The organism is Candidatus Saganbacteria bacterium (assembly GCA_026387835.1).
GTDB lineage: Bacteria > Margulisbacteria > WOR-1 > JAKLHX01 > JAKLHX01 > JAPLKZ01.
Genome location: JAPLKZ010000004.1, coordinates 61,090 through 86,412, shown reverse-complemented (window position 1 = coordinate 86,412; position 25,323 = coordinate 61,090). Strand labels below are relative to the sequence as shown.

Sequence of the window (25,323 nt, the reverse complement as noted above, 5' to 3'; positions counted from 1 at the left end):
TCTACTATATCTATCGTTAAAAATTATCTGGAATTTCACGCGATTTAGATCTCAACCGGTTGATAAATACCGCCATCATCATTAAAATGACATCTATGAATGGTATATACGATGTCCTGATAATCGGCGGGGGAGTAACAGGTACTGCGATTGCCAGAGAATTATCCCGCTATAGACTTTCAACAGCCCTCCTTGAAAAAGAAGAAGAGCTTGCTTTCGGAGTATCAAAATCGAACAGCGGGATAATCCATCCGGGAACGCAGAACCCTGCAGGCTCATTAAAAGGCAGGCTTTGCGTGCAGGGAAACAGACTTGTCAGGCAGTGGGCGAAAGAGCTGGGTGTCGATTTCAGGGAAGTCGGCGAGCTCATTCTTGCATCCTCACAGGAAGATATATTACGTCTTAATGAGATCAAGGCCGAAGCGGAAAAGCTTGGTGTCCCGTCACTTCGGATAGTTGACCGCGCGTGGTTAAAAGCAAATGAACCAAATCTTACTGGAGATGTCGTGGCGGCGCTTTTCGCTCCTACGGCAGGCATAATAAGCCCGTACAGGTTTGTTTATGATATAGCGGAGAACGCTGCTGCCAACGGGGTGACGATTTTGACCGGAGAAAAAGTCGTTTCCATAAAGAGATCCCCGTATTATGTCGGCAGCAATGACCCCAGATTTGAGATCGTCACCTCAAACGGAACCTTCCGGTCGCGGTTTGTGATCAATTGTGCGGGTCTTTACGCTGATGATGTTTCAAGACTTGTCGATATTGATACTTTTACGATCAAACCCAGGAAAGGCGAGGAGTTCATTCTCGATAAGAAAAAAGAGCATATAACCAGACACTTGCTCTTTCCTCTTCCGCAAAAGAACTCAAAAGGCATCCTTGTCATAAAGACTGCAGATGGAAATCCGATGGTAGGTCCCACCGCCGAAGAGGTAGATTCAAAAGAAGATCTTTCAACAACGGATGAAGGAATGAAAAAGGTGATAGAAAGCGTCCGGAAGATGATCCCGACCATCAGCGAAAATGACATAATCGCGTATTTTGCGGGACTCAGGCCTGTAGCCGGCGAAGATTTTATAATCCGCCATGAGGATAAAGTCCCGGGTTTCGTGAATGTCGCCGGCATACAGTCACCCGGGCTGACTTCAGCTCCTGCGATAGCGCTGATGGTCAAAGACATATTAAAAAAGAACGGACTGTCTATGAGAAGAAAACTTTTCTTTAAGAAACACAGAAAAAGGACCGTCCATATTTTTGAGATGCCTTTTAAAAAGATAAGAGATTTTATCTCTAAGGATCCTTCGTACGGCGATATAATCTGCAGATGCGAGATGGTGTCGGCAAAAGAAATAAGGGAAGCCGTGAAACGCGGGGCGCGGACGATGGACGGGATAAAGTTCCGCACGAGATGCCAGTCGGGCAGATGTCACGGAAGCTTCTGCACGACAAGGGCGATGAAGATTTTGGCCGAGGAAATGTTTATCCCGATAACCAAAATAACAAAGAGAGGAAAAGGATCGGAGATGATAAAAGGGGGCAGGAGAATTACTAATGACTAATTCTTAATGACTAATGAAGGAGTAATTATTTAATAATAATATTTTCATTAATTAGACATTAGTCATTAGTAATTAGTCATTTAAAGATAATATGGAACAACGAGAGTTAATAATCGTCGGTGGAGGCCCAGCTGGTATGGCGGCTGCCATTTCTGCGTATGAATGCGGTATTAAGGACATCCTTTTGCTTGAAAGAGACCAGTATCTTGGCGGGATACTGAACCAGTGCATACATACAGGTTTCGGACTCGAATATTTTAAGGATATTTTAACTGGCCCGGAATACGCGGACAGGTTCATAAAAAAAGTCAGGGATATTAAAGGGATCGAGATAAGCTTAAAGTCGTTCGTGGTGAAGTTGGAAATCAATTCTATGGATAACCACCCTCTCCCTCTGGGAGAGGGGAAGGGTGAGGGCGAAAAGGTGATCACTTACATAAAGCCGGGAAGGTTAGAGCAAGTGAAAGCAAAAGCGGTGATCATGGCGACCGGATGCAGGGAGAAGACAAGGGAGATGACGCATATTCCCGGCACGAGACCGTCAGGTGTTTTCTCGGCAGGACTTGCCCAAAAGCTTATTAATATTGAAGGGCTTTTGCCTGGGAGGGAAGTTGTAATCATCGGTTCCGGGGATATCGGTCTCATAATGGCGAGGAGGTTCACGCTTGAAGGAGCAAAAGTAAAAGCTGTCATCGAAATACTTAAAGAGAGCAGGGGGCTTAAAAGGAACATTTCCCAATGTATAGAAGATTTTGATATCCCGATCTATTACAGGCACAGGGTTTCGAGGATCTATGGAAAAGACAGAGTAGAAGGTGTTGATGTGGTTAATGTCGATGAAAGCCTCAAAGATATTCCGGATTCGATATTCCATATCGGATGCGACACAGTCCTGATGTCGGTAGGCCTAATACCGGAGAACGAACTTCTGGAAATGGCCGGTGCACAGATAGATAAAAACACGAATTCCCCAGTTTCCGGACAGATAAATCAAACATCTATCCCGGGAATATTTTGCTGCGGGAATTCGTATAAAGTCTATGATATAGCGGATTCTGTGACGAAAGACAGTATTTTAGCCGGGAGGACGGCGGCAGAATATATTGGAGCATCAGGGAAATTACTAATGACTAATTAAGGAATAATTATTAGATCATAATATTTTACATTAATTAGACATTAGTCATTAGTAATTAGTCATTAATTGAATTGAGGATAATATGGTAGAGAACAAGCGGATAACATGCATCGAATGTCCCAAAAGTTGCAGGCTCGAGATAGAGGCCGAGTCGGGAAAGTTCATGTTCATAAAAGGCAATGAATGCAAAAAAGGCGAGACATACGCGAAGAATGAAATAGAATGTCCGGCGAGGATACTGACATCGACGATACTGGCGGAAGGCCTTGAACTTAGGATGGTGCCGGTAAGGACAAACAAGCCGATACCAAAAGAGAAGATGTTCGATGCGATGGAAAGGATAAAACATATCAGGATAAAAACACAGGGGAAAACGGGTGATGTTATTGAAAAAAACTTTATTGGGACCGGATTTGATCTCATCCTCACAAGGGATATTGAATGAAAGAAAATATACGCATCCAGAAATATCTTTCCCAGTGCGGGGTTGCTTCGCGCAGGGCGTCCGAAAAGATGATCGAAGACGGGCTGGTGTGCGCGAACAAACGTCTTGCCATGATCGGGCAGAGCATCGATCCTGATAAAGACGAGATCACCGTAAAAGGCCGTCTTATAAAACCTGGCCAGAAAAATATATATATTGCACTTAACAAACCCCAGGGTTATATATCTTCATGTTCCAGGTCCCAGGGCGCGGCACTTGTTGACCTTGTCAAGATAAATGAGAAAGTATTTCCCGTGGGCCGTTTGGATAAAGATTCCGAGGGCCTGATACTCCTGACGAACGACGGAGAGCTCGCGAACCGCCTTACGCATCCTAGATACGAATGCGAGAAGGAATACGAAGTTAAAGTAAACGCTGAAGAGATAAAGGCTGAAGAGCTGAAGTCGCTCGAAAGGGGCGTGGTCATTGAAGAGGGGAGGACAAAACCCTGTAAACTCAAACAGACCGGCAAAAATTCTTTCAGGATAATAATCAAAGAAGGCAAAAAAAGGCAGATAAGAAGGATGTGCCAGGCGATAGGAAAGAAAGTGGTAAGACTTAAAAGAATAAGGATAAAAGAGCTGGAACTGGGGGACCTCATGACCGGCAAATGGAGACATTTGACCGAAGAGGAAATAAAAAGGCTAAGGGCCTGAATGCTATAATAATTTTATTGTATGGCGCTATCGTCTAGTGGCCTAGGACACGGCCCTCTCAAGGCCGCGACACGGGTTCGACTCCCGTTAGCGCTAATATTTTCACGTGTTTGTCCCGAACGAAATGATAAAGGAGAAAGAAAAATGATCGGAAAAGCGGTCCTGCTTTGCGTTCTGATAATTTCTTTTATATTCACGTGGAGCTCGGTATCTTATGTGATATCTAAAAAAATGGCGATCAGCCAGTCTTTGATTCCTGTCGGATTTACACTTTCACTTGCAGTTGGATTGCTTTTAGTATTTTTAGGTATATAGAAAAACAAGCCCCGGGAAACCGGGGCTCTTTTTAATACAAATGAAACTGTCAGCTTAACGCGCGATCTCCGCGGCTGCGCCGGACCTTCCGGCCTTTGCCTTGGCAAGCACTTTTTCAGGGCCGACTTTTAAAGTGTCACCGACAGTGGCCGTTTTAAGCGCGCCGGCTGCCCATGCTATGTCGATCGCTTCCTGTTCGGTCTTGCCGTTAAGCATCGACCACAAAAAGTATGCCGTGGTGGCGTCACCGCCGCCGACGCGGTCCAGTACGAATATCTCTTTTTTGGGGGCGTGGTAGAATTTGCCGTTGACCCATGCTAGAGCGCTCCATAGCTGGTGGTTGGTGTCGATCTCATGGCGAAGGTTCGTCAGCACGACCTTAAGGTTCGGAAATTGTTTCACGGTCTCCGTGATCATGACCATGTGCGGGGTCGGATCAAGAGGATCTGTTTTTTTTGCCATCCCGGATTGAAATCCTTCGATGCCAAGCGCGTCGGCCAGATCGCTTTTATTGCCTTCAAGGATCTCCACTCTTTGGACGATATCCCTGTAGATCTTTTGCGCATTAGCTTGGTTGGGATTATCGGCCCAGAGTTTTTTACGCCAGTTCAGGTCGAACGACCTGATGACATCATTTTTTCCGGCAGACTCAAGAAAATTGATTATCAATTCCGGTGTATTAACACCGACGGTCAGAAAGATACCGCCGGTATGAGCGAATGCAGCACCGGGGAAAAATACCTGATCAAAGTCAAAATCAGCAGGTCCAAGCTGTGCGGCTGCTTCGCCTGCTACATGGTAAGTGACCTCAGGGCTTTCTTCTCCGTACCCGAGAGGGCTGAAGACAGTGCCATGTACCGGACCTCTCGGCTTATAATCAAATATTTTTGCATAGTCCGTATTAACCCCCATGGCTCCGTATCCTCTTTTGATCATTCCGTACCAGGGATCACCCTTGACCAGCGCGGTCAGCATGGTAGTATTGAGCCCCGCGCTGTCAGCAAGGTTTATTGCAACGTTCGCTTCGCCGCCTGTCGGGCCTATGCACTGCAGCCTTGCTCCGGGATCCAAGTGGCTGTAAGCCTGTGTTCCGGGATTCAATCTTACACGGGTATGACCGAGTCCGACGCAGCCCCATCTGAAATTTTCCGGAAAATTCAGGCCGTATCTCGAAACAGTCGCGGTGTTCATATTCTTCTCCTCCTGCTAATATTGTGCGCATTTAATATTTGCACGACAATATATCGGAAGTATTTTTTGGAAATTTCACTCAAAATCATTGCCAAATATTTAGAATCTCATGTTCAAAGTATTAATAATGAAGTTACGCGGCATATAAGCTTTATATACATGCTTATAATCAGAAAACTCGGGGCAAGCACTCTTGCCGCAGGTTGGTTGTTCATGACAGAAATATATTCTATATCGTCATGCTCAGGAACCCGCCGTCAACGCGAATGTCGGAACCGGTCGTAAAACTGCTGAAATCACTCGCAAGAAATATTGCCGCGGTCATCAGCTCCTCAGGTTTGCCAAAACGTCCCATCGGTGTATGGCTCCAGATCGCTTTAGCCCGGGGTTTTGGTGAGCCATCATCTTCAAACAATAATTTGCGGTTCTGTTCCGCCGGGAAGAACCCCGGGGTTATCGTGTTGACTCTGACCCCTTTGGTGGCCCAGACCGTCGAAAGGAACTGCGAGAGGTTCAAAACAGCCGCTTTAGAGGAAGAGTACGCGATTACGTTTGTCAACGGAAGATGAGCTGCTACACTTGCGATGTTGATGATACTGCCCCGCCCTTGATTTGCCATCGCGGTGCCGAATACCTGGCACGGGTAAAATACCCCACCCACGAGGTTCAGATTGAATACTTCAGCCCAATCATGTAATGCAAGATTCCCAAATGGAAGATCTGCTTTTAAAACAGCCCCGGGTTTATTGCCTCCGGCCGCATTAACAAGGATATCCGGTTGGCCGAACCTTTTAACAATCATCCCTTGAGCATCCACCAAACTAAGCCTGTCTAACGCGTCCGCCTTAAAAAAAGCAGCTGCTCCTCCTTGTTCCTGTATCGATCTGACTCTTAGATCTCCGCGAGTATTGTCCCTTCCAAGTACGGCTATCCTGGCTCCCGCTTCGCCCAATCCTTGTGCTATAGCTCCTCCGAGCGCGCCTGTGCCGCCGATGACTACAGCGGTTTTTCCACTCAGATTGAATCTTGCGAGACCTTTCGGCAACATAACACTTAATGATCCCATATTCCTTTTCTCCTTTTATTTTCAGTCAAGTCTATATCGACACGATATTTTGGAAATTTCACTCATTTTTGCTATAATCAAAGAAATCGACGAATAAACTTTCAAAGGGAGAAAAACATGGAAGAAAGACTTTTTATAACAGTGATAGGCGAGAGCGTTGCTTCAAAAGAGAATTATAAGATAGCGGAAAGAGTGGGTGAACTTCTCGCAAAACACAAAGCTGTGATATTCTGCGGGGGAAGGATAGGGGTCATGGAGGCGATCTGCAAAGGAGCAAAGAAACATCCGGGCGCGACAACGGTCGGAATACTCCCCAGTGGAAAAAGATACGAGGCGAACAAATATATTGATATCCCCGTCGTTACCGGGATAGGTTACGGCCGGAACAAGCTTGTCGTAAAAAGCGGACAGGCGGTGATCGCGATCGGAGGAAGCTACGGCACACTTTGCGAGATGGCTTACGCGCTTAGCTACAAGATACCGACGTTCGGGATAAACACCTGGCATTTTATGCGGAAAGGGCACAAAAGGATACCGATAAAATACGTCAAGACCCCAGAGCAGGCCGTCGAACTCGCGGTAAAAGCGGCGAAAAAAGTCCGGGAGAAGGAAAAAATATTAGGAAAGAAATTCTGGAAAAAGCTTCTTAAAAAAGAACACATCACATATTAGTGAATAAATCCTACATTAAAAAGATCTCTCAAGACGAGAACTTGCCCGTAAAACAGATCGAGCAGGGATTGAAGAACGGGACGATCGTCATATTGAAAAGCCCGCTCCACAAAAACTGCAAACCGGCCGGTGTGGGAAAAGGTCTTCTTACAAAAGTTAACGCGAACATCGGCACTTCACAGGATTACCCTTCTCTCGCCAGCGAACTAAAGAAGCTCGAAGTCTGCATAAAATACAAAGCGGACGCGGTGATGGACCTGAGCACAGGAGGAAATATCGACAGGATCAGGAAGAAAATACTTGAAAATTGTCCGGTCCCTCTGGGAACGGTCCCCGTATATCAAGCTGTAATAGAAGCCGGCGGGATCGAAAAACTCACTGCGGAGACAATGCTAGACGTCATCGAAAGACAAGCGGCTGACGGGGTCGACTTTATGACTATCCACAGCGGGGTCACAAAAAGGTCCGTTGCGGAGATAAAAAAGAAAAAAAGACTGATGGGGATAGTGAGCAGGGGAGGCGCGCTCCTTTACGCGTGGATGGAAAAGCACAAAAAAGAAAATCCTCTCTTTGAACAGTATGACAGGGTCCTTGATATCTGCAGGAGATACGGTGTCGTGATAAGCCTCGGCGACGGGCTCAGGCCGGGTTCGATCTTTGATGCGGGCGACGCCGGGCAGATAGAGGAGCTGAAAATATTAGGGAAACTGGCGGAAAGAGCAAGAAAGGCGGGAGTCCAAGTTATTATCGAAGGTCCGGGTCATGTCCCTATAAACCAAATCATCGACCAGATGAAGCTGGAAAAAAAGATCTGCGCCGGCGCTCCTTTCTATGTCCTTGGTCCGCTTCCGACAGATATCGCGGCTGGGTATGACCACGTGGCGTGCGCTATAGGAGGCGCTCTTGCTGCTTCGGCCGGGGCCGATTTTCTTTGCTATGTCACTCCTGCAGAACATCTGGGGCTCCCGACTGCGGACGATGTGAGAGAAGGGATAATAGTCTCAAGGATCGCCGCCCATATCGGCGACATATCCAAAGGCATAAAAAGCGCGTTAAAAAGGGACTACGAGATGTCAAAGGCAAGAAAAGCCCTTGACTGGCAGAAACAGCTTTCACTCGCGCTTGACAGCGAAAAAGCGCGTTCCTACCACAAAAGGCTTTCCTCAAAAAGAAAAGACGTGTGCACGATGTGCGGCGACTACTGCGCTATGAAGGTCAGCCGATAATTACCGGTGCCGCTTCTATAGTGCTATAATTTCCTATAATGATCAAAGAAAAACGGCTTATAAATACTTTCCTTAAACTTGTAAAAATAGAAAGCCCTTCCAAAAGAGAAAAAAATGCGGGGCTGTTCATTAAAAAATATCTGGCGAAGCTGGGGATCAAGAGCTGGTTCGACGATGCGGGCGATGTTTTCGGAGGGAACTGTGGTAATCTGTATGCCGCTGTAAAAGGGACGGTAAAAGAAGCGCCCGGTATACTGCTGAACGCGCACATCGATACGGTCGTCCACGACGGCAGGATACATCCCGTCATCAGAAAAGGTGTGATATCCAGCGACGGCACCACTATACTCGGGGCAGACTGCAAAGCCGGAGTGGCCGCCATACTTGAGGCTTTAAAGGTCTTAAAAGAAAAAAATATACTTCACGGGGATATAAAATTATGTTTTACAGTGGCGGAGGAGATCGGGATAACAGGAGCAAAGAACGCCGACTTCAGGCACCTGAGAGCCGACTTCGGATATGTCCTGGACGGCGGGGCCGTGGAAACTATCCTGTGCGCGGCTCCTTCACAGCTTAACTTTGAGGCGAATATCCATGGAAGGGCCGCTCATGCGGGTGTCCATCCGGAGCGCGGGATAAACGCCATAAAAGTGGCAAGCGAAGCGATATCAAAGATGAAAATAGGGCGTATCGACAGGATCACGACCGCAAATGTGGGGATCATCGAGGGCGGGACCGCGACCAATATAATCCCGGACAGGGTATTTATCAAAGGAGAAGTCAGGAGCCACAGCAAAAGAAAACTGAAACAACAGATAAACAATATGACCAAGATCCTCTCAAAGACCTGCAGGAAGCATAAGGCTTTTTTGAGGATGAAGGTCGAGCCCGTCTATAATTCTTTCAGCATAAAAGAATCGTCACCCGCCGTAAAATATTTCAGGGAGGCGGGGAGAAGGTCATCGATAAAAATAAAGACCGGAATGACAGGCGGCGGAAGTGATGCTAATATCTTCAACGAAATGGGGATCCCCTCGGTGATCATCGGGGTCGGAGCTCACAACCTGCACACCGCCAAAGAATGTATCGCCGTCGGAGACCTCGTTACGGGGACCGAGCTTTTAATAGGGGCGATCCAAGAAGCGGCAGATGGAAGACAATAAAAAGATCATCGACGAGTTTCTCCTATACATAAAAGTCGAAAAAGGCTATTCTCCGAATACGGTCTCGTCATACAGGAACGACCTGTCAAAAATTTTAAAGTATCCCCTGACGCAAAAAGGGATCAGCAGTTTTATCGGCGATCTGAGCAGGGAAGGCATGTCCCCTTCATCGATATCAAGGAACCTCGCGGCCATAAAATCACTGTGCAAATTCCTGATCGGCGAGGGCCGGATGCAGAGCGATCCGACGGAAGACATCTCTTTTCCCAAGCTCGGGCTTAAACTGCCGAGATCGCTTTCCATGGCCGAGGCGGAGGCGCTTGTCGAGTCGCCGGATAAAAAAGACAAGCTGAGCTCGCGCGACCGCGCCATACTCGAGACCCTTTACGGGTGCGGGCTGAGGATAAGCGAGCTGACGGGGCTGGACGTCAATAATGTGAATTTTGAATCCGGTTTTATTAACTGCATCGGCAAGGGCTCAAAAGAACGGATAGTGCCTGTCGGGGAAGAGGCAAAAAAAGCGTTGTCTTTTTATGTAAGGGTAATGCGCCTCAGGTTCCTGAAGAAAAAGACATCGAACGCCCTTTTCCTGGACAGGAGCGGAAAAAGGCTCACAAGACAGGGGGCCTGGCTCATCGTAAAAAAATACGTCAAAAAGTCCGGTGTCAAAAGCTCGGCATCCCCTCACACGCTGCGCCACAGCTTCGCGACGCATCTTCTCGAAAAAGGAGCGGACCTCCGCTCTGTCCAGGAGATGCTCGGTCATGCTAATATAAGTACGACGCAGATCTACACGAATGTGAGCAGGGAAAGACTGAGAAAAGTTTATAAAAGCGCGCATCCGAGGGCATAGATAATGATCGGTATAATATTTTTTGTTCTATCATTGGTCATCCTTTTGTACACGATAATCTTTCACGAGCTTGCTCACGGAGTTGCGGCGGGGTATTTCGGGGACAGTACGCCGAGAATGATGGGGCGGTTATCGCTGGATCCAAGGGTCCATATCGATCCTATGGGGACGGTAATTTTTCCTCTGCTCCTGATATTTTCAGGGTCCCCGGTCGTGTTCGGATGGGCAAAACCGGTGCCGATCAATCCTAATTACTTCAGGGACCCTGACAAGGACATGGCGATCGTCGGGCTCGCGGGACCTCTTGCCAATTTCACTCTGGCATTTATCATGGCGCTTTTTCTCAGGTTCGTTCCTTTTCCGGCCGGCGAATTAACGGGTATGCTGCAGGAACTGATCGTATTTGCAGTGAGGATAAACCTGCTTTTAGGCGTGTTCAACCTGATACCGATACCTCCTCTGGACGGGTCCCGTCTTTTAAGGGCGGTGCTTCCTTATGAGGGAGTAAGGATAATGGACGGTATGGAGCGGTACGGCTTCTTTATTCTCATCCTTCTTTTGATGTTCCCGGGGACGTCTATCTTCATCTCCGGCATAGTGAACATGATATTTAACTTTTTTGTCGGGATATGATCCCATGGATCATGACCGGTCCGTTTTATATCTTGAGTCGTTCTGGAAGTTCGGCATCAAACTCGGCCTTCACAGGATAGAAAAACTTCTCCGAGAGCTCGGCGATCCGCAAAAAAAGATCAAAACGGTCCATGTCGCAGGCACCAACGGCAAAGGTTCTGTCTGCGCGATGGTCTCATTGGTATTACGAGAAGCGGGATACAGGACAGGGCTTTTCACTTCCCCGCATCTGTTCACATACATGGAAAGGTTCAAGATAAACGGAAAAGATATTCCGGAAAATAAATTTAACGGATATGTCGGAAAAGTGCGGGCGGTAATAAATAAATATGAGAAAGGAGAGGAGCTTCCAACAGAGTTCGAAATACTTACAGCGATAGCTTTTCTCTATTTTGCTGATGAAAATGTGACTATCGCCGTGATCGAAACAGGCCTTGGAGGAAGGCTGGATTCCACGAATGTCATAACACCTCTGGTATCAGTTATCACTAATGTTGACCTGGACCACACGGAAGTATTGGGCAAAACGATCGAATTAATCGCGAAAGAAAAAGCCGGGATAATCAAGGATAATATTCCCGTAGTGACAGCCGCGCAAGGCAAAGCGCTGAGCGTCATCAAAAAAACAGCCGCTAAAAAAAAGGGCCGGCTGGTGATCGTAAGCGGTCCGGACCTGAACTTAAGCGCAAGTATCCCTTTATACGGGCAGCATCAAAAGATCAATGCGGCAACAGCTGTCGCGGCAGTCGCCGAACTGCGAAAGTCCGGTTATAAAATATCAGACAGTGATATAAGAATAGGGATCGCAAAGACAAAATGGCCGGCGAGGTTCCAGATATTAAGAAGGGATCCCGTCGTGATAGTCGACGGCGCGCATAATCCTGCCGGTATAAAAGCCCTTATTGATTCTGCCAGCGCTTTCAAAAATAGATCAGGCAGGGATATTTTTGTCGCCGGGATATTGAGACGCAAAGACCACAAGAAAATGTTATCAATGCTTTGCAGCGCAGCTGATACTCTGATACTGACAAGACCCATGGCGAAGGGCGCATGCACATTAGCAGAGATGGGGGCCGACGTGAAAGGCAAAGGCTGTGAAATATTAAAATTGTCAACGGTCGGCAGGGCGGTAACAGCCGCAATAAAAATAGCCGGAAAAGATGATACGGTGATAATTTGCGGCTCTCTTTTTACCGCGGCAGAGGCCCTGGCGCTATTTCCCCGTCATTTGACGCATTGTTCTTTGATGGTGTAAAATATATTGGTACTGAAATGCCAGATATCTATCAAAACAACGATCCGGAAAAGACCCGCGACAACGATGAGATAGGCGTTGCAAGGGGCATTAGGAAGAAAAAGAACAATCTTTCGATGAAGGGCGTAGGGATAGTGCTTCTGATAGTCTGTCTCGTGGTGGGAAGCTTCTGGGTCAGTTTTCTTATAGGAAAAAGGATCTTGTCGCCGATCAGGCAGCTCCCGAAAGAAGCGCCGAAGATCGAGACATACAAGATGGATAAGGACCTGCCNNNCGGAAAAAGAAGAACCGAAATCGTGGGCGCTGCCTCCCGAGGAAAAACCGGCGGAAAAGGTATTGATAAAAAAGAACCCGTTCTTTCCGGAAAAGAAGGCCGTAAAAGCGACTAAAAAAGCAAAAGAGGCGCTTAAAAAAGAACTGCCGGACAGCCTTTTTAAAGTCCAGGCAGCCGTGGCGCCCTCAAAGGAAAAAGCCGTGAAGATCATAAAAGACCTCAATGCGAAAGGTTTTGAAGAGATATTCGCCCACGATATCGGGGGCGGGAAATTCTCGATACAGGCGGGAGCTTTCAAATCAAAAGAGAACGCTGAAAAACTCGTGAAAGACCTAAAGGCGAAAGGTTTCGACGGAAAAATATCTGACGGAGAATAAGAAAGGAGAAAGAAAGTGGGGATATACGATTACGTGTTCGGACATTTTTCAAGGGACCTGGGGATAGACCTCGGGACGGCGACGACGCTTGTGTTCGCGAAAGGCGAGGGCATAATACTCTGCGAGCCGTCCGTGGTAGCAATAAATAAGGATACAGGGAAAGTCCTTGCGATCGGCAACGAAGCAAAAGGTATGCTCGGCAGGACGCCGGCAAATATCATCGCGGTAAGACCTTTAAGGGACGGGGTCATCGCGGATTTCGAGGTCACAGAGATGATGATGAGGCATTTTATAACAAAAAGCCATAACAGGACAGCTTTTGTAAGGCCGAGGATAGTCATAGGTGTGCCTTCGGGGATAACAGGGGTGGAAAAGCGGGCAGTGATCGACGCGGCGATGCACGCGGGCGCAAGAGAAGCGTACCTTATAGAAGAGCCGATGGCTGCGGCTATAGGCGCCTCGCTTCCCGTGTCGGAACCGGTAGGTTCGATGATCGTTGATATCGGGGGCGGCACGACTGAAGTCGCGGTCCTGGCTCTCGGAGGTATCGTGGTCTCAAAATCGATCCGCGTGGCGGGAGACGAAATGGACGAAGCCATAGTAGCTCACTGCAGGAAAAATTATAACCTTCTGATCGGGGAAAGGACCGCGGAGCAGATAAAGATCGACATCGGATCGGCTTATCCTCTGGGCGAGGAGAGGACCGTCGAGGTCAGAGGCAGGGACCTTGTGTCCGGCCTGCCAAAAACGATAACGCTCACATCGGCCGAGATCAGGGATGCGCTTGCCGAACCTGTAGCAACGGTAGTTGACGCTGTTCGGATGACACTTGAAAAGACACCGCCGGAACTTGCCGCGGATATTATGGACAGGGGCATAGTAATGGCGGGAGGCGGGTCGCTACTTCGCGGTTTAGATAAACACCTGAGCCAGGAGACCGATATGTCAGTGTACGTTGTCGATGATCCGCTTTCCTGTGTCGCTTATGGCACGGGAAAAGTACTTGAAGAGATAGATACTCTCAAGAAGATGCTCATCACCAACAAGAAATCCTGGCAGTAGTCCGGGCGGCCATTATCTATGCGAAACGGCTCAAGGAACAATTTTCTTAAAGCATCGGTGTTGGTCATCGCACTGATAGTCATAGTCAATATACCAATTTTAAGAGAGATCCCGCCGGTAAGGTTCACAAAGAGCTTCATTTCTTTTATTACCTATCCGTTCCAGTTTGCCGCGTACAAGATCGTTTCCGGGGCTAAATATTCCCTCGGATCGGTGGCCGCATTGCGCGGCGCCCAGAAAGAGAATGAAAGACTGAGAGAAAGGCTCTCTCAGGAAAAGGCGGTCAACAGCCTGCTGGAATCCGTGATCGGCGAGAACAGGCAGATGCGCGGACTTTTGAATTTCAAAAGAAAAGACCCCTTTGTGATGAGCCTGCTCGCTGCCGAGGTGGTCTCAAGAAGCGCCAGCAGCTGGTTTGAGGTCGTGACCGCGGACAAAGGGACGGCTGACGGCGTGCATGCGGAAAAGGCGGTAATAAATGAAAGCGGCCTGGTCGGCCGCGTCATCGAAGCGGACAAGTATTCTTCCAGGATAATGCTGATCACCGATCCCGGATGCGGCATCTCGGTCGCGATAAAAAGGACCGGAAATATTGGCTCCGCTTCAGGGCTCGGGGAAGGAAAGATGAGGATCAGGTACATCGATTCAGCGGCGGATGTAAGAGTGAACGACGAGGTGGTCACATCCGGCAATTCGTCCGTATTCCCTAAAGGGCTGATAGTCGGGCGCGTCTCAAGCACAGGCAAAAAGGATTATGATCTTTTTCAACAGGTGATGATCGACACGGCTGTCGATTTTTCAAACTTAGAAAAGATCTTTATCCTAAGATAAAGCGATGCGAATAATCAGACTTTTCCTTTTCATCCTTGTCATCTTTGTCCTGCAGACCGTTGTATTGACCCATATCAGGCTATTCGGCGCCTATTTTTGCCCGCTTCTGGCGCTGGTCATCATCTGGGGTCTTATGAAGGGAACGGTCGAAGGTTTTTTTGCAGGGCTTCTTTCAGGTTTTCTTATGGATATTTCCGCGGCGAATATCCTGTTCTTTACGGTCACATATCCGCTGGCCGGTTACCTGTGCGGTCTCGCAAGGGAAAGCGTGTTCAGGGATGAAGATACCGTGATATTTGCGGTCGTCTTTTTGGGCAGCCTGATCACTTTTCTTGCGGAAGCACTTCTGCTCTCTCAATTTTTTGGCAGGAACAATCCGGGGTTTTGGACAACGGCGGTCATTTCAGCATTGCTTAACACGGCATTCGTACCTCTGATGAAGATGTCACTCGCAAAAATAGGTAAAAATGAATGAAATAAAGGAAATGAAAAGCCAGGCGCTTATGATCGGTGCGGTGCTCGGCCTGGCGCTGGCCGCAATAGTAGTGCGGCTGTGGCAGGTACAGGTGATAGACAGCGCGTCTTACAGGCGGCTTGCACAAATAAACGCAGCCCGCACGATGCCCGTCATCGCCCCGCGCGGCGTGATCTATGACAGGTACGGAAAGCTTCTTGTCGGCAATAAACCGGTCTTTTCGGTATATGTGCTTCAGAGCGAGACAAAGAACAGGCAGTATCTGATAAAAAAACTGGCGGCGCTTCTTTCAATGCAGGCCGAAGAGATAGAGAAAAGATTGAACGAAAAAAAGGCGCGGCCTTTTGACCCCGTCATAATAAAGGAGAACACGCCTATCGATGCCGTGACAAGGATAGAAGAAGAACGGTCGGGCCTTGAAGGGGTAGTGGTTAGCGTGCGGCCCGTCAGGGTCTATCCGAACAAGAGTATCGCGGCGCACGTGCTGGGTTATATAGGCGAGGTGACCGCTCTTGATATAGAAAAGGACTCCGGAAAGCTGCTCGGCTCCGGCGACCTTATCGGGAAAGCGGGAATAGAAAAGATATACGACGCGTACCTGAGGGGCTCAAACGGCGGCGAAAGGGCGAGCATAAATATATTCGGGTCATCGGGGCAGATGAAAGACGCGCAGGAGTCCGTACCGGGAAAGAACCTGAAACTGACAATAGATCTCGATCTTCAGAAAACCGCTGAAAAAGCACTCGGTTCAAGTAACGGCGCCGTGGTGGTCCTTGATCCTTCAAACGGCGATGTTCTTGCTCTCGTTTCGCATCCGAGCTATGATCCTAATATCTTTTCCGGTCCCATATCCCCCTCGACCTGGAAACAGCTGTCCGGAGGGAACCATCCGTTCTTGAACAGGGCCCTGAGCGTTTATCCGCCTGGATCTATCTTTAAGGCGATAACTATCTCTGCGGTCCTTGAAAGAGCGCTGGCAAAACCGGGAGAGACATTCTTCTGTCCGGGATATTTCAAGCTCGGCCAGCGCACGGCAAAGTGCTGGAAGACAAAGGGGCACGGGACCCTGACGCTTATGGAAGGCTTAGTGCAGTCATGCGACATCGTATTTTACAATATGGGACTCCGGGCCGGGCCGGACCGGCTCGCCGATCTCGCAAAAGGGTTCGGTCTCGGGGAACGCACGGGGATAGATCTGCCGTCGGAAGCAAAAGGAGTGGTCCCTGACTCGGCTTGGAAAAAGAGGGTCTATAAGGAACCATGGTATCCCGGAGATTCGATAAACTACGGCATCGGCCAGGGATTTTTATGGGTGACGCCTTTGCAGATGGTGAATGTATACGCGTCTATAGCCAACGGCATCGCACGATTTGAACCGCATCTGGTGACCGACATCAGAGACAGGGAAGGTGAAGAAATATATTTATATAAACCAAAACGGATCGGGGATGTGCCTGTCTCGCAAAAAAACCTTGTCCTTGTAAGGTCAGCTCTGCATGATGTCGTGTCAAGAGGCACCGGAAGGGCGGCAAGGATAATCACTTTTGAAGCTGCAGGGAAGACCGGGACAGCCGAGAACCCGAGAAAACCTCCGCACGCCTGGTTCGTCTGCTACGCGCCTTATAACGAACCGCAAATAGCGATAGCAGCGTTCGTCGAGCACGGGATGCACGGCGATCAGGTGACCGCCAGGATAGCGCACGACATATTGAAATGGTATCTGGATAACAGGGTCAGCAGGACCGGGCCGGATACTCGATTTCCATGATAAAATTACAGGATATGGGAGTAACTCAGCGAAAGACATTCACATACGCGATATTTAAAATGCCCGCGGGGTATATGGCCGCTATCAGGACATATAAAGGATTGTATTCCATAATACTCCCCAAAAAAACGCCGTCCGAGCTGATAGAAACGGTCAAAAAGACATTCAAAAAAATAAGGAAATATTCCGCTTCGTTTGGCGGGCTCAAAAAAAAATTAAAAAGGTATTTCGCAAAGAAAAGAGTCAGGTTCAATTATCGTCTTGATCTTGAAGGTTTCTCGGATTTTGACAAAAAAGTGTTCGCGGTAACGGCGACTATCCCGAGGGGACAAACGCGCTCGTACAGCTGGGTAGCGCGCCTTATCGGCGATACAAATTTCTCAAGGGCCGTGGGCCAGGCGCTTTCAAGGAACAGGCTTCCGGTAGTAATACCCTGTCACAGGGTCGTGGGCAAGAAGGACTTCGGCGGGTTTTCATACGGAATGGACAACAAGAGATTACTGTTGAATGCGGAAGGACGCCTGTGGTAAAAAAATACCTGATACTATTACTGCTGATAATTTTTTCACAGCATGCGCCGGCTTTTATAATGCAAAAAGTCATCTGGAAAGGCCCCGCGGATAAAAAAGAGATCGCATTGACCTTTGATGACGGGCCCAAGCCGGAATATTCCCAGAAAGTGCTGGACATCCTGACAAGATACACGGTCAAAGCCACTTTCTTTGTCGTCGGCAAAGAAGCAAAGGATTTTCCCGACATAATAATGAGGATGAACGACGAAGGCCACGAGATAGGAAATCACACATACACTCATAGGAATATTTCCGTCATGCCCGAAGAAGCCCTGAAGAAAGAACTGACAAAGACGAATACCGTGATATTTGACATAACCGGTAAATATCCCGGACTTTTCAGGCCTCCGGGAGGTGATTTTGTTTTCAGGACGAGATCTGTCGCGTCGAAATGCGGCTTGCGGCAGGTAAACTGGTCCGTCAACGCCGGCGACTTCGTGAAGATGACCCGCGATTTTGATCTCGACGAGGATTACGAAAAGACCGGAAGAAAACTCGCTGACAGCGTGATAGCGAAAGCGGGTAACGGGGATATCATCCTTTTCCATAACGGCAGCGAGGAGACGATCAGGGCGCTCCCGTTGATAATCGAAAGCCTGAGGGCAAAAGGTTACGAGTTCGTGACCGTATCAAAAATGATGTCAAAAGGAAAAAGTTAAATGCTTGCAAAAAGAATAATCCCCTGCCTTGATGTAAAAGAGGGGCGCGTGGTGAAAGGCATCAATTTTGTGAACCTTGCCGATGCAGGGGACCCCGTCTCGCTCGCTAAAGTTTACGACAAAGAAGGCGCGGACGAACTGTGTTTCCTTGACATCACGGCATCTCATGAAAAAAGAGGCGTGATGATCGATGTTGTAAGGAGGGTGGCCGAAGAAGTGTTCATCCCGTTCACGGTGGGCGGCGGGATAAGCGATCTGGACGCTATAAGAGAGATACTGTCTTCAGGTGCCGACAAAGTATCGATAAATACTGCGGCAGTGAACGATCCCGGATTGATCACCGCTTCGGCAGCGAGGTTCGGCTCGCAGTGTATCGTGATCGCTATCGACGCGAAACATGTCACTAGCAGCAGACCGAAAGACATAAAGAAATGGGAAGTGTACACGCACGGCGGAAGGACGCCGACCGGTATAGATGCCGTAGAATGGGCAAAAAAGGCGGAAAAGTTTGGGGCTGGCGAGATACTTCTGACCAGCATGGACAGGGATGGGACAAAGATCGGATATGATATAGAACTGACAAGGGCAGTATCTGAAAGCGTGAACATCCCGGTGATAGCATCCGGCGGGGCGGGAACGCTTGAGCACATCAATGATATTTTGACCGATGGCAGGGCTGATGCCGCTCTGCTCGCTTCTCTGCTGCATTACGGGCAGTTGAGGATCAAGGATATAAAGCAGTATCTGTCAAAAAATGGAGTGGCGGTCAGATGACAGAATTCTTCTTTGATATAAAAGCATATCTGAACGACAAAAAACAGGTGATCGACAAAAGCCTTGAACATCTGCTTCCGGATGATGATTCTGTCCTGTCACAGGCCATGAGGTACAGCGTTCTCTCTTCGGGAAAGCGTTTCAGGCCGATACTGGTGCTTGCCAGCGCCTCGGCTGTCGGAGGAAAAGAAGAGGACGTCATGACGACCGCGTGCGCCATCGAGATGATACATGCTTTTTCCCTTGTCCACGACGATCTCCCTTCGATGGATGATGACGATCTTAGAAGAGGTCTTCCTTCCTGCCATAAGAAATTCGGCGAGGCGACGGCGATCCTGGCCGGGGACGCGCTTTTGATCAGGGCGTTCGAAGTGCTTGCTAAGCTTCCGTACAGCGTCAATATTGCCGTAAAGAAATTTTCCGGTATTATCGGCGTTATTTCAAAAGCTGCGGGATGCGCCGGCATGACGGGAGGGCAATCACTGGACCTTATCAGCGAAGGTGCCGTGCCCGGCAAAGAATGGCTGCTTGAGATCCACAGAAAAAAGACCGCGGAACTCCTGATGGCAAGCTGTTATGCGGGAGCAAAAGTGGCCGGTGCAAAAAAATGGCAGATAGAATGCCTGAAAAAATATGCCTATCACACCGGAATGGCATTCCAGATAAAAGATGATATACTTGATGTGAGCGGAGACCCTCAGGAGACCGGAAAACCTTCAATGTCCGACAAAAAGAAGGAGAAGATCACGTTCCCTTCGGTCTTCGGACTTGAGGCCTCCATGGAAATGCTCCTGAAAGAAAAAGAATCAGCGCTAAAGGCACTGAAAAAGTTCGATAAGTCGGCCGACCCGTTGAGGGAAATGGCAAAATTTGCAGCGGAAAGGAACAATTAAATCATCATGAAGGTGCTTTTTGAGATACTGAAGAACTATCCTCTGATGTCCTCGCTTCTGGCCATGTTCCTTGGCCAGGCGTTCAAGATCGTCTACTACTATATGATCGACAAAAAACTTGAATGGCGCCATTTTTTAGAATCCGGAGGGATGCCTTCAGCGCACTCCGCCATGGCAACTTCTCTCGCCGTCTCGGTCGGCATCTGGAACGGCTGGTGCTCGTCGCAGTTCGCGATCTCAGTGGCTTTTTCCTGCATAGTGATGTATGACGCCGTGGGAGTGAGGCGCGCGACCGGTGCCCAGTCGATAGTACTTAACAGGATACTCGAGGACCTTTACAAGTCAGGCAGGATAAGCAGTGAAAAACTTCATGAGTTCATGGGCCATACGCCTCTCGAGGTCCTTGCCGGCCTGATATTCGGTCTGATAATATCTTTGCTTATGTATTTTGGAGTATACTCCTTTGTTGCTTGACAGACTTGATCTTCCGTCCGACCTAAAAAAACTGTCCGGTCCCGAGCTGGATGAGCTTGCGAAAGACATCAGGACGGTGATAATTGATACAGTTTCAAGGAACGGCGGCCACCTGTCTTCCAACCTGGGCTCCGTCGAGCTTTCGATCGCGCTGCACACGATCTTTGATTCCCCCTCCGATAAGATCATCTGGGACGTAGGCCATCAGTCATATGCGCACAAGATATTGACCGGAAGGCTAAAGCAGTTCGGTACCCTGAGGCTGTATGACGGGATAAGCGGATACCCCTCTTCGGAGGAAAGCGAGCATGACCAGTTCACGACCGGGCACGCCAGCACTGCCATTTCGTCCGCCATAGGGCTTGCCAAGGCGAGAGATCTTTTAGGAAAAGATTATAAAGTAGTCGCGGCCATAGGGGACGGATCGCTGTCGGGAGGACTTTCTCTTGAAGCGATCAATAACGCGATGAACCTGAAGAGCAACCTCGTCATCATCCTTAATGACAACGAGATGTCCATATCAAAGAATGTCGGGGCCCTTGCCGAATATTTCACAAAAGTGCGGATGAACCCGATCTACACCAAGACCAAGGCGCGCGTAGAAAAATTGGTAAAAAAGATCCCTAAGATCGGGATGCCTATGTTCAAGATCGCCGAAAAATTGAAGAACAGGATGAAAAACTTTATCATAAACTTCCAGACCGAGGTGATCGTCGAAGAGTTCGGCATACAATACCTCGGGCCTATTGACGGGCACAATATAACCCTGCTGATGAGCGCCCTTTCATTTGCAAAAGAGGTGCAGAGACCCATACTTCTTCATATCCTTACAAAGAAAGGGAAAGGATACCCTCCCGCGGAAAAGAACCCGACTAAGTTTCACGGTGTTGCAGCGTTCGATGTAAAGACCGGTGAGCCTCTGGTAAAAAGCCTGCCGGCGACATATACAGAGATATTCGGGAAGACTGTCCTGCGCCTGGGTTTAAAGGATCCAAATATCGTGGCAGTGACAGCCGCGATGGTCGAGGGTACCGGACTTGACGAGTTCGCGAAAGCTTATCCTGACAGATTTTACGATGTCGGCATAGCGGAGGAGCACTCGGTGATCTTTGCGGCCGGCCTGGCAAAAGGCGGGATGGTCCCGGTGTGCGCGATCTACTCGACTTTTCTGCAGAGGTCTTACGACCAAATATTCCATGATGTCTGCCTGCAGAATCTCCATGTCGTTTTCTGCATGGACAGGGCGGGGGTGGTAGGGGATGACGGGCCTACGCATAACGGCGTGTTCGATCTCGCGTATATGAGACACCTGCCGAACATGGTCGTGATGGCGCCGAAGGATGAGAATGAACTGCAGCACATGATCTTTACGGCGATAAATCACGATGGTCCGATATCGCTCAGGTACCCGAAAACGAAGATTACCGGTGTAAAAATGGACGGTGAGCTTAAGAAGATAGAGATAGGAAAAGGAGAGATAGTTTATAAATCCGAAATCCGAAATCCGAAATCCGAAACGATTTTGATCATATCTATCGGTTCAATGGTACACCCTTCGATAGAAGCGGCAAAGATGCTTGAAAAGGACGCTGTAAGCGCCACTGTCATCAATTCCCGGTTTGTAAAACCTCTTGACAGGGATCTTATCGTGAAAGAAGCGAAAGAAGCCGGTCAGATAGTCACCGTCGAAGAAGGATGCCTCCAGGGTGGTTTCGGCTCCGCGGTCCTCGAGCTACTTGAAGAAGAAAAGATAATAAAACCGGTGAAGAGGATCGGCCTTCCCGACAAGTTCATCGAAGCGGGAAAAAGAGATTTTATTTTAGAAAAATACGGATTGTACTCTCAGGGGATCGCCGGGACGATAAGAAGATCACAGGCCTGAACTTTATCCCTTCCGGTCAAGCCTATCCCAGAACTTTGCCTTTAAAGATGCGAGATCGAATTGGCTGATCTTTTCAGCGGTGCTTTCATCAGCTTCAAATACAAAATACATATCGTTACGGTTCAACAAGCGAGCTGCCAGGCTGTCGATTATCACTACAGACCTGGGGTATGTCTGAAGGCTGGATGACGGCCATCTTGGACTGACCGGCTTCTCAAGGACATTTTTCATCGCAAGAGCTTTGTGCCCGCCGGTGGCCATGAAAAGATGAAGGTCTGATGCGTGCGCCATCTCTCCGGTACCGCGGGTAAGCCCGAAAGCGGGGACCCTTTTTGCGGTTTTAAGGACGCTGTCCCAGGAAGAAGCAAATGATCTCATAAAATCCCGGTACACTTCAAGCTCAACATACGATAATTCATCAGGTACATTATCGCCGTGAAAAGACGCGGCAAGCACCTGACATTTACTGATGATTTCATTGAATGTCAGAAGCCCGTATGCAGCGGCTACATCCCTGAACATCGTGCCCCTTAAATATCCTGTTGTTTTAAAAGAAGGGACAAAACCTCCCGTATTTTGTATCCGTGTGGCATCGGTCAACCTTGAAAGCCTGAAACCTTCTTTTACAGGATCATAATCCCCGGGCTCGCACTGACCGTCATGCCCGTTTATCCCTATGCCGTGCCACTGGACGAGAGAACAGCCAAAATACTTTTTTAGAACATCTTCAAATATCCTTAATGCTTCAATATCCGCATATTCATATCTGACAGGCGGGCCAATGTACTGCTCTTCATTAAAACCGGCGGCGTTCATCCAGAGAAGATGTTCACCCATAAAAGTCCAGGGCGACTGGCGGTTGGCGATAAAATCGGATTCGGAACCTATATCATCCGTGATCTTGTCGTACAGCGACCTGTGCAGGGCATATTCATCGATCGAACCCACGAACGGGATCCTGTTAACGGGCAGGCTCATTCCGAATATGTTTTTTGAAAATTCAGGCATCCCGAGCGCGTATCTAGTTTCTTCCCATGTCCCTCCGGCTGACACGCCGAGTGTTGCCTTTTCATTTCCCAAAGCTTCAAAAGCTTTCAGAGTTATTCCCGCGCCTAAATACGCGGCAGTTTTCTGGTCTGGCACGATTATGACTTTCAGGCCGAAAACTGTCGATACCGAGAATACGTCATCTAATGTAGTTAATCTTTGTTCCGGAGTTTTCGGGAAGATACGCCTGGAATACTTCGGGTCGGAACCATATAGGTTACCGCTGAATACGGCATGTGGGACCGCAGATAATTGCGGAAGTCCTTTTCTTATTATTAATGCCATGTTTATTATTTCTATATACTACTTTTATATCGTCTTGAAAAACCAAAAATTTCACTGATTTATGATAAAATGCCTGTATTATGGTCTCCGATATAGAGATCGCGAAGAAGTGTAAACTCCTGCCGATAGAAAAGATCGCGGCATCGCTCGGGTTGAAAAAGAGCGAGATAGAGCTTTACGGACGGCATATCGCAAAGATTTATCTTTCGGCTTATAAGAAAAGGGTGAAGAAAAAGGACGGGAGTTTGATACTTGTCACTACGATATCCCCGACGCCTTTTGGCGAGGGGAAAACGACGGTGACGATCGGTCTGGCGCAGGCTTTAAAGAAAATAGGAAAGAAAACCATGGTCTGTATAAGGGAGCCGTCTCTCGGCCCTACGATGGGAATAAAAGGCGGCGCAGCGGGAGGCGGGTATTCGCAGGTGCTCCCGATGGAAGACATCAACCTTCATTTTACCGGTGATATGTATATGGTAGGAGCCGCGCACAATCTCCTTGCCGCGATGATCGATAACCATCTTTATTTCGGAAATGAGCTCGGGATAGACAAGGACAGGATTACATGGACAAGGGTCGTCGACATGAACGACAGGGCGCTCCGCAGCATAACTTATAAGTTCAAAGAAATAGAAAGGACCGCGCAGTTTGAGATCACGGCCGCTTCCGAGGTCATGTCAGTCATTTGTCTTTCTATGAGCATCGCGCAGATGAAAGAAAAACTGGGCAGGATAGTCGTCGGTTTTTCAAAAGGCGGTGAGCCGGTCACTGCATGTGACCTAAAAGCCTCGGGCGCGATGGCGCTTCTGCTTAAAGAAGCGATAAAACCAAATCTTGTCCAGACGGTGGAAGGAGTCCCGGCATTCGTCCACGGAGGCCCTTTTGCAAATATCGCCCACGGTTGCAATAGTCTGATAGCGACAAAACTGGCGCTGAAACTGGCGGACTATGTGGTGACGGAAGCGGGGTTCGGATCCGACCTCGGGGCAGAAAAGTTCTTCGATATTAAATGCAGGACCGGCGCCTTAAAACCCTCTTGCATCGTCCTGGTAATAACCACAAAAGCTCTGAAATGGCAGGGCGGAGCTGTCAAGGACAAATACAAGGACAGGGACGAGGAGGCGCTGAAAAAAGGCTTTGCAAATATGGATAGACATGTAGCGGGCCTTAGAAATTACGGGATCCCGGTGATCGGGGCGGTCAATAAATATGATTTTGACAGTCCGGAAGAAATAAAGATGATATGCGACAGATGTAAAGAGATAGGAATAAAGTGCGTTGTCTGCGATGTAAGAGAAAACGGCGGTAAAGGCGGGATAGGGCTCGCTAAGGAAGTAGCCGGACCGATAAATAATAAAAAGGCGGATATTTCTTTCTTGTACGATGTCAATGCCTCTATTGAAGAGAAGATCCGGAGCATCGCGGTAAAGATATACGGTGCTGACGGCGTTGAGTTTTCGGAACAGGCAAAAACAGATCTCGGGATAATAAAGAAAAAAGGATATTCATCCCTGCCGGTCTGTATCGCGAAGAACCAGTTCTCTTTTACGGATGATCACACAAGGCTCGGAGCGCCTGCAGGTTTCACGATAAAAGTAAAAAAAATGAAGATCGCCGCGGGAGCAGGATTCATCATAGCGTACCTCGGTGATATAATGACAATGCCGGGCCTTCCGAAACATCCGGCAGCGGAAAATATGGATATCGACGATGAAGGCTGTGTACGCGGGATATTTTAA

The 25,323-nt window shown here is 48.4% G+C and carries 26 protein-coding genes and 1 tRNA gene; 24 read left to right on the top strand and 3 right to left on the bottom strand.

The features are described 5' to 3' along the window. Nucleotides 1–95: 95 nt before the first annotated feature. The 6 genes from NTZ10_00680 (at nucleotide 96) to NTZ10_00655 (ending at nucleotide 4,152) form a co-directional block, all read left to right on the top strand. Nucleotides 96–1,559 (top strand): NAD(P)/FAD-dependent oxidoreductase, encoded by a 1,464-nt coding sequence (locus NTZ10_00680; protein MCX5748750.1) that lies wholly within the window; start codon nucleotides 96–98, stop codon nucleotides 1,557–1,559. A 91-nt stretch (nucleotides 1,560–1,650) separates the two neighbouring features. Then, the gene (locus NTZ10_00675; protein MCX5748749.1) at nucleotides 1,651–2,697 is read left to right on the top strand and encodes an FAD-dependent oxidoreductase; all 1,047 of its coding nucleotides are present in this window, start codon (nucleotides 1,651–1,653) and stop codon (nucleotides 2,695–2,697) included. 82 nt (nucleotides 2,698–2,779) lie between these two features. Further along, nucleotides 2,780–3,142, top strand: a complete 363-nt coding sequence (locus NTZ10_00670; GenBank protein ID MCX5748748.1) for a DUF1667 domain-containing protein — start codon at nucleotides 2,780–2,782, stop codon at nucleotides 3,140–3,142. Next, a complete protein-coding gene (locus NTZ10_00665; protein ID MCX5748747.1) occupies nucleotides 3,139–3,837 on the top strand; it encodes a pseudouridine synthase in 699 nt (232 codons plus the stop codon). The genes NTZ10_00670 and NTZ10_00665 overlap by 4 nt, the downstream gene beginning before the upstream one ends. A gap of 23 nt (nucleotides 3,838–3,860) precedes the next feature. After that, a tRNA-Glu gene (locus tag NTZ10_00660) sits at nucleotides 3,861–3,933 on the top strand. A gap of 48 nt (nucleotides 3,934–3,981) precedes the next feature. Further along, a complete protein-coding gene (locus tag NTZ10_00655; GenBank protein MCX5748746.1) occupies nucleotides 3,982–4,152 on the top strand; it encodes a hypothetical protein in 171 nt (56 codons plus the stop codon). Between the two features lie 54 nt (nucleotides 4,153–4,206). On the opposite strand, the gene NTZ10_00650 is transcribed toward NTZ10_00655, so the two are convergent. Further along, on the bottom strand, nucleotides 4,207–5,343 hold the full coding sequence (locus NTZ10_00650; GenBank protein ID MCX5748745.1) for a PfkB family carbohydrate kinase: 1,137 nt from the start codon (nucleotides 5,341–5,343) through the stop codon (nucleotides 4,207–4,209). A gap of 229 nt (nucleotides 5,344–5,572) precedes the next feature. Further along, entirely contained in the window at nucleotides 5,573–6,409 is an 837-nt protein-coding gene (locus NTZ10_00645; GenBank protein ID MCX5748744.1) for an SDR family oxidoreductase, read from the bottom strand. A gap of 117 nt (nucleotides 6,410–6,526) precedes the next feature. Between NTZ10_00645 and NTZ10_00640 the strand changes: the two genes are divergently transcribed. The 17 genes from NTZ10_00640 to dxs all read left to right on the top strand — a co-directional run bounded on the left by NTZ10_00640 (nucleotide 6,527) and on the right by dxs (nucleotide 22,252). Further along, complete coding sequence (locus tag NTZ10_00640; protein MCX5748743.1) at nucleotides 6,527–7,081, top strand: TIGR00725 family protein; 555 nt, start codon at nucleotides 6,527–6,529, stop codon at nucleotides 7,079–7,081. Further along, nucleotides 7,081–8,307, top strand: coding sequence for a phosphomethylpyrimidine synthase ThiC (gene thiC, locus NTZ10_00635; protein MCX5748742.1), 1,227 nt, complete (start codon nucleotides 7,081–7,083; stop codon nucleotides 8,305–8,307). The genes NTZ10_00640 and thiC overlap by 1 nt, the downstream gene beginning before the upstream one ends. Before the next feature lie 38 nt (nucleotides 8,308–8,345). Then, nucleotides 8,346–9,470 carry a M20/M25/M40 family metallo-hydrolase gene (locus NTZ10_00630; protein MCX5748741.1) on the top strand — a complete coding sequence of 375 codons (1,125 nt, stop codon included), beginning with the start codon at nucleotides 8,346–8,348 and terminating at the stop codon, nucleotides 9,468–9,470. Then, entirely contained in the window at nucleotides 9,457–10,323 is an 867-nt protein-coding gene (xerD, locus tag NTZ10_00625) for a site-specific tyrosine recombinase XerD (GenBank protein ID MCX5748740.1), read from the top strand. Before NTZ10_00630 ends, xerD begins: the two co-directional genes overlap by 14 nt. 3 nt (nucleotides 10,324–10,326) lie before the next feature. After that, complete coding sequence (locus NTZ10_00620) at nucleotides 10,327–10,956, top strand: site-2 protease family protein (GenBank protein MCX5748739.1); 630 nt, start codon at nucleotides 10,327–10,329, stop codon at nucleotides 10,954–10,956. Nucleotides 10,957–10,960: 4 nt separating this feature from the next. Further along, on the top strand, nucleotides 10,961–12,211 hold the full coding sequence (locus NTZ10_00615; GenBank protein ID MCX5748738.1) for a bifunctional folylpolyglutamate synthase/dihydrofolate synthase: 1,251 nt from the start codon (nucleotides 10,961–10,963) through the stop codon (nucleotides 12,209–12,211). A 336-nt stretch (nucleotides 12,212–12,547) separates the two neighbouring features. Next, nucleotides 12,548–12,862, top strand: a complete 315-nt coding sequence (locus NTZ10_00610) for an SPOR domain-containing protein (GenBank protein MCX5748737.1) — start codon at nucleotides 12,548–12,550, stop codon at nucleotides 12,860–12,862. Between the two features lie 33 nt (nucleotides 12,863–12,895). Further along, the gene (locus NTZ10_00605; protein ID MCX5748736.1) at nucleotides 12,896–13,924 is read left to right on the top strand and encodes a rod shape-determining protein; all 1,029 of its coding nucleotides are present in this window, start codon (nucleotides 12,896–12,898) and stop codon (nucleotides 13,922–13,924) included. Nucleotides 13,925–13,942: 18 nt separating this feature from the next. Continuing rightward, entirely contained in the window at nucleotides 13,943–14,755 is an 813-nt protein-coding gene (mreC, locus tag NTZ10_00600; protein MCX5748735.1) for a rod shape-determining protein MreC, read from the top strand. Nucleotides 14,756–14,759: 4 nt separating this feature from the next. Beyond that, nucleotides 14,760–15,230: a hypothetical protein gene (locus NTZ10_00595; protein MCX5748734.1), complete on the top strand. Its 471-nt coding sequence runs from the start codon at nucleotides 14,760–14,762 to the stop codon at nucleotides 15,228–15,230. Further along, the gene (gene mrdA / locus NTZ10_00590) at nucleotides 15,223–16,998 is read left to right on the top strand and encodes a penicillin-binding protein 2 (GenBank protein ID MCX5748733.1); all 1,776 of its coding nucleotides are present in this window, start codon (nucleotides 15,223–15,225) and stop codon (nucleotides 16,996–16,998) included. Before NTZ10_00595 ends, mrdA begins: the two co-directional genes overlap by 8 nt. Next, the gene (locus tag NTZ10_00585; protein ID MCX5748732.1) at nucleotides 16,995–17,528 is read left to right on the top strand and encodes a methylated-DNA--[protein]-cysteine S-methyltransferase; all 534 of its coding nucleotides are present in this window, start codon (nucleotides 16,995–16,997) and stop codon (nucleotides 17,526–17,528) included. The genes mrdA and NTZ10_00585 overlap by 4 nt, the downstream gene beginning before the upstream one ends. A gap of 59 nt (nucleotides 17,529–17,587) precedes the next feature. After that, nucleotides 17,588–18,229 (top strand): polysaccharide deacetylase family protein, encoded by a 642-nt coding sequence (locus tag NTZ10_00580; protein ID MCX5748731.1) that lies wholly within the window; start codon nucleotides 17,588–17,590, stop codon nucleotides 18,227–18,229. Then, nucleotides 18,230–19,003 carry an imidazole glycerol phosphate synthase subunit HisF gene (gene hisF / locus NTZ10_00575; GenBank protein ID MCX5748730.1) on the top strand — a complete coding sequence of 258 codons (774 nt, stop codon included), beginning with the start codon at nucleotides 18,230–18,232 and terminating at the stop codon, nucleotides 19,001–19,003. Next, a complete protein-coding gene (locus tag NTZ10_00570) occupies nucleotides 19,000–19,896 on the top strand; it encodes a polyprenyl synthetase family protein (protein ID MCX5748729.1) in 897 nt (298 codons plus the stop codon). The genes hisF and NTZ10_00570 overlap by 4 nt, the downstream gene beginning before the upstream one ends. A gap of 6 nt (nucleotides 19,897–19,902) precedes the next feature. Further along, on the top strand, nucleotides 19,903–20,370 hold the full coding sequence (locus tag NTZ10_00565) for a divergent PAP2 family protein (protein ID MCX5748728.1): 468 nt from the start codon (nucleotides 19,903–19,905) through the stop codon (nucleotides 20,368–20,370). Continuing rightward, nucleotides 20,360–22,252 (top strand): 1-deoxy-D-xylulose-5-phosphate synthase, encoded by a 1,893-nt coding sequence (dxs, locus tag NTZ10_00560; protein ID MCX5748727.1) that lies wholly within the window; start codon nucleotides 20,360–20,362, stop codon nucleotides 22,250–22,252. The genes NTZ10_00565 and dxs overlap by 11 nt, the downstream gene beginning before the upstream one ends. A 3-nt stretch (nucleotides 22,253–22,255) precedes the next feature. Here the strand turns inward: dxs and NTZ10_00555 are convergent, their stop codons facing one another. Continuing rightward, complete coding sequence (locus tag NTZ10_00555; GenBank protein ID MCX5748726.1) at nucleotides 22,256–23,584, bottom strand: hypothetical protein; 1,329 nt, start codon at nucleotides 23,582–23,584, stop codon at nucleotides 22,256–22,258. An 80-nt stretch (nucleotides 23,585–23,664) separates the two neighbouring features. Between NTZ10_00555 and NTZ10_00550 the strand changes: the two genes are divergently transcribed. Next, complete coding sequence (locus NTZ10_00550; protein ID MCX5748725.1) at nucleotides 23,665–25,323, top strand: formate--tetrahydrofolate ligase; 1,659 nt, start codon at nucleotides 23,665–23,667, stop codon at nucleotides 25,321–25,323.